General features: G+C 36.0%; 3 protein-coding genes and 1 pseudogene. All 4 read right to left on the bottom strand.

Annotation, left to right across the window (positions count from 1 at the left end):
• On the bottom strand, positions 1-2465 hold a 2465-nt coding region (locus tag ACN5J3_RS14380), incomplete at its 3' end, for a fibronectin type III domain-containing protein (protein ID WP_418512182.1).
• Between the two features lie 145 nt (positions 2466-2610).
• Positions 2611-3648, bottom strand: a complete 1038-nt coding sequence (locus tag ACN5J3_RS14375) for an aldo/keto reductase (RefSeq protein ID WP_418512181.1) — start codon at positions 3646-3648, stop codon at positions 2611-2613.
• A gap of 328 nt (positions 3649-3976) precedes the next feature.
• Complete coding sequence (locus ACN5J3_RS14370; protein WP_418512180.1) at positions 3977-4933, bottom strand: OmpA family protein; 957 nt, start codon at positions 4931-4933, stop codon at positions 3977-3979.
• A 27-nt stretch (positions 4934-4960) separates the two neighbouring features.
• Positions 4961-5047 (bottom strand): annotated as a pseudogene (locus ACN5J3_RS14365) (exodeoxyribonuclease III); the annotation flags it as partial.
• Positions 5048-5169 lie beyond the last annotated feature (122 nt).

Here is a 5169-nt window from a genome sequence, read left to right as displayed (position 1 = left end):
GTTGTTCCTGAGGTTGGTGTTCCTGTTCCTGCTGGTTGTACTACATAGTTCCATTGTGTTTCTGGTCCACTTGGTGTCCAAGAAATATCTGCTGAAGTTGCTGTAATATTTGAAGCTGTTAAATTTGTTGGTGCAATACAGAACGTTCCACAAGTTTCTACTTGTATTTGGTCAATAGCGATATCACCTTCAAATCCTGTTCCTGCGCCTCCGTAGCTAAATTCTACATAAATTACTTGTCCTAAATAAGCATCTAAGTTTATACCTATTGGTACCCATGCTTCTGTAGCGTCTGTTTGGTAGTCTCCTATCCAAGTATATTCTGTTGTGAATGGACCTGTTGGAGATGTAGACACACCTACATTTAAAGTCCCCATGTCTGCTCCAAATGCATGCATGTAAAATGATAACTCTGCGCCATCTACTGCTGGTGTTAAATCTATTGCTGGTGAAATAGCTGAAGCTATATCTGAAGCACTACCAGATGCTTCATATTCTAAGTGCGCTCCTGCATTACCGTCCCATGTTACGTTTGGTCCTGTTCCAAACGAGTTTCCGTTTTCTGTTGTAATACGCCAATTTCCATTAGAACCATCAAAACCAGTTCCTGTCCATCCTGCTGGTGCTGTTCCTGAAGTTGCTCCAAAAGTTTCTGTAAACACAAAAGTAGATCCTCCAGAAGAACATGTTACACCTACCGGTGGTGGTGGTGGTGTGTTTAATGTTGTAAAGTTTATTGGTCCTGCCCAAACACTTGTACCGTTACCACAATCTGCTAATACATATGCTTCATAAGCAGTACTCGAGTTTAATAATGTTGCAGTATATGGGTTTGTTGTTACAGCTGTTCCTGCTCCTGTTGGTACGCCTGTTCCTGCTGGTTGTACAACTACTTCCCAAGCTGTTTCTCCATTGTTAGCTGTCCAAGAAATATCTGCTGTAGTATCTGTAACATTTGCTACTGCTAATCCTGTTGGAGCTACACAAAAGTTACCACAAGTTTCTACTCTTACTTGGTCTATAGCCATATCGCCTTCCCAAGTCTCTCCTGTTCCTACATAACTAAATTCTATATAAACAACTTGACCTAAGTAAGCATCTAAGTTTATACCTATTGGTACCCATGCTTCTGAAGCAGAGGTTTGATAATCTCCTATCCAAGTATATTCTGTTGTAAATGGTCCTGTTGCAGACGTAGATACACCCACGTTTAAAGTTCCTATGTTTGAACCAAACGCATGCATATAAAATGATAACTCTGCACCGTCTACTGCAGTTGATAAATCAATTGCTGGTGTAATTGCTGAAGCCACATTAGTAGTATTACCTGAAGCTTCATATTCTAAATGTGTTCCTGCGTTACCATCCCATGTAACATCTGGACCAGTTCCTGAAGAGTTTGCACTTACACCTGTAATATCCCAGTTACCATTACTATCTACAAAAGTTGTTCCTGTCCATCCTGATGGTACATAGTTTGTATCATTTCCAAAATCTTCTGTAAAGATAAATGTTGATGTTCCACTAGAACATGTTACACCTACTGGTGCTGGTGGTGGTGTGTTAAACGTTGTGAAGTTTACTGGTCCTACCCAGTTACTAAACCCATCGGTATCACAATCAGCTCTTACATAAACTTCATAAGCTGTACTTGGTGTTAAACCACTTGCTGGATAAGGATTGTTAGTCGATGTTGTTGTACCATCTGTTGTTGGCTCTCCTGTTCCTGCTGGTTGTATCCAAATTTGCCATTCAGTCTCTGATCCGCCTGCTAACCATGTTATATCTGCAGTGCTCTCACTTAAAGTTGTAACCGATAAATTTAATGGCTCAGGGCATGTCACATCAAAAATAGACACATCATCAAAAGCAAATCCTTCATCTTGAACAGATCCATCTGATCCAAAAGCTATTCTTAGCTGAACACTACTTTCGCCTGCTAAGCCTACTAAAGCATGACGTGCAGTTACCCATCCATTAGACCCAGTACCATCTCGTCCTGTCCATCCTTCTTGTTGCCCTCCTGGATTACCATTAATTGTAGTATCTGTATACCAATTGTTAGGGTCTCCAAAAGCACCAACATTTTGCCATGTTGCTCCACCATCAATAGATGACTGTAATACAGTTCCATCCCAACTAAACTCTGATTCCCACCAAATACTCATTTCAATGCTTGGTGATGACAATGTTGATAGATCAAAAATTGGACTACTTACAAAAGAGTCCTCATTACTATTATAATTTCCAGTTAGATTTGTTACCCATGAGTTGCTACCAGATGCCGCACTATTTATGATAGTAGCTGCTGGTGTTCCTAAAGCCCATGTTCCTGTACCGTTTGCTGTCCAGCCACCATCTCCAGATTCGAAATCTTCTGAGTAAGGATAACTGGTAATTTGTGAAAATGATTGTATGCTCGAAAATAAAGCAATCAAACAAATTAGTAGAGTAGTTTTTTTCATATTAATTAATGAGATGTTTAGTTTTAGAAACATCTAAGCTATTAAAAAAAACCTACTACTACTTGCCCTAAATAGTTAATATAGATAAAATGTTTTAATTTATCGTTTAAAAGAAAACAGCGACTAATCCTTTAACGACTATCGATTAAGGGGCGGGATTAGGTGTTATGGAATGAATTTGATTTATTTTTTCTAAAATTTCTGAAGATAATTCAATATTAATGCTTGAAATATTTTCTTTAAGTTGCTCTAAATTAGTTGCTCCAATAATATTACTAGTTATAAATGGTCTTTGATTAACAAAAGCCAATGCCATTTGCGCTAAGCTAAGATTATTAGCTTCTGCTAGCTCTAGATATTTTTTTGTTGCAATTGTTGAATTTTCACTACTGTATCTAGCAAATCTTGGAAACAATTTTAATCTAGAGTTTTCTCCTGCAGTTCCTTTAATATATTTACCAGATAACACACCAAATGCCATAGGCGAATAAGCTAATAGTCCTATATTTTCTCTTATAGAAATTTCAGCCATGTCTCCTTCAAAAACTCGGTTAATTAAAGAGTATGCATTTTGAATCGTTATTGGTCTTATTAAATTGTGCTTTTTAGACTCTTCTAAATAACGCATTGTTCCCCATGCTTTTTCGTTAGAAAGTCCTGCAAAACGGATTTTCCCTTCTTTTTTTACAGCCTCTAACTGCTCTAAAACGTCTTTAAAATTATCTTCCCATTGGTCATTTGGATTATGATTATAATCTCTTACCCCAAACGTATTAGTTTGTCGTTCTGGCCAATGTAATTGAAATACATCTATATAATCTGTTTGAAGTCGTTTTAGTTCTTTTTCAACAGCATCTTTAATTGATCCTTTTTGAAATCCTGATGTACGTATGTGCGCTGTATAATCTCCTGGTCCAGCTATTTTGGATGCGATAACAACTTTTTCTCTATGTCCTGTTTTTTTAAGCCATGTCCCTATTATTTCACTAGTTCTTCCTTGTGTTTTTGCTTCGGCAGGTACTGGATATAGCTCTGCTGTGTCTATAAAGTTTACGCCTTGTTCTAACGCATAATCTAATTGCGCATGACCTTCTTCTTCCGTATTTTGATTTCCCCAAGTCATAGTACCTAGGCAAATTTTACTCACTTTTATATCTGTGTTTGGAAGCGTTGTATATTTCATTTTTTAGATAGTTTACTTTTTAACAAATATAAAAAGACCTTTAATTAAATAATTTAACTAAAGGTCTAAATGTTTGTTAAGAAATTTTTACTGAAAGTTAGCTAAAAACTTTAATTCTCTTCTTGTGAAAGAATCTTTGCTTAAGCCTGCTCTTCTACTGCGCTCAGTGTGACACGTAAGGGATTATTCATTATTCATTATTATTTATTTCAAAATAACGTATTAATGATTACTTCGTAGTTAAGCAATTGTTGAAGCAAATCTTTGATTGCGACTTGCGAAAGCCCGACCACTTGCACTGAGCGTAGTCGAAGTGTGTGTTAACGCCCTAATTATTTAATAACTCTGTGATTTTGTCTAATTTTGGTGTTAAAATAACCTCTATACGACGGTTTTTTGCTTTTCCTTCAGCTGTGTCATTAGTTGCTACCGGAGCATACTCGCCACGACCTGCTGCTGTTAAACTTTCTGGATTGATGTTTTTATTTTCTTGAAGAATGTTAACTATCGCTGTAGCACGTTTAGTGGATAAATCCCAATTGTCTTTTACGTTTCCGTTACCAGAATACGGATCATTATCTGTATGTCCTTCTATCAATACTGAAATGTCTGGATTATCTGCCAACACTGTTCCTAACTGCTTTACTGCTTGTTTACCTTGTGTTCCTACTGCCCAACTACCTGATTGGAATAACAGTTTATTTTCCATAGATACATAAACTTTTCCGTTACGCTTTTCTACAGTTAAACCTTTACCTTCAAAATCTACTAACGCACTTGAAATAGCATCTTTTAACGCATTCATTTCGGCTTCTTTTGCAGATATTATAGCCTCGAGATCTGCTACACGTTGCGATCTTGCTTCTAGTTCTTTTTTTAACTGCTCTAATCTAGCGTTTTCTGTAGCTAATGCTTGTTCTTTAGCTTCTAATTGCGATAATAATTCTCTATTCTTTTTTGTGTTTGCCGCAATTGCAGAACTACTATTTGCTTCTAAAGCGTCATAAGATGCCTTTAATGTATCATAGTTTGTTTTTGTTGCTGCTAAATCTGCTTGTAATTGGTCACGTTTTGCTACAGCTTCATCATATTTTGCTTGTAATGAAGCTAAGTCATTTTCAGCTTGATTTTTTGCTTTTAGCAAATCGTTATTTTGGTCTTTTAAAGATCTATTTTCTTTCTTTAAATCTGCATATTTACTTTCTAGTTCTTTATACACTTTTGGTGATACGCAACTTGATAATACAAAAGCTGAAAGCATGAAAGTTAAAAAGGTGTTTTTCATTTTTTATTTATTTGGGATTGTTGTTTATTAGTTTTCTAGTTCTAGCAAAATTGGACAATGGTCACTATGTTTTGCTTCTTGTAATATAACTGCTCTTTTTATTTTTTGTTGTAATGATTTATGTTGTATCACAGTTAGAATGGTGGTTTCTTGAAATGACAACTGTTTTTGTTGTTGGAGGTATATTGATAGGTTTTATAGGAAAAATTAAAGAAACAGTATTTGTAGAAACCTTT

It is taken from the genome of Corallibacter sp. (assembly GCF_048381695.1).
GTDB lineage: Bacteria > Bacteroidota > Bacteroidia > Flavobacteriales > Flavobacteriaceae > Corallibacter > Corallibacter vietnamensis.
Note: the sequence above shows the minus strand (reverse complement) of the source record. Positions and strands in the feature narration are given on the sequence as shown.

Coding starts and splice junctions, on each gene's coding strand:
- ACN5J3_RS14375 (WP_418512181.1), bottom strand. CDS start 3,648: ATGAAATATACAACGCTTCCAAACACAGATATAAAAGTGAGTAAAATT.
- ACN5J3_RS14370 (WP_418512180.1), bottom strand. CDS start 4,933: ATGAAAAACACCTTTTTAACTTTCATGCTTTCAGCTTTTGTATTATCA.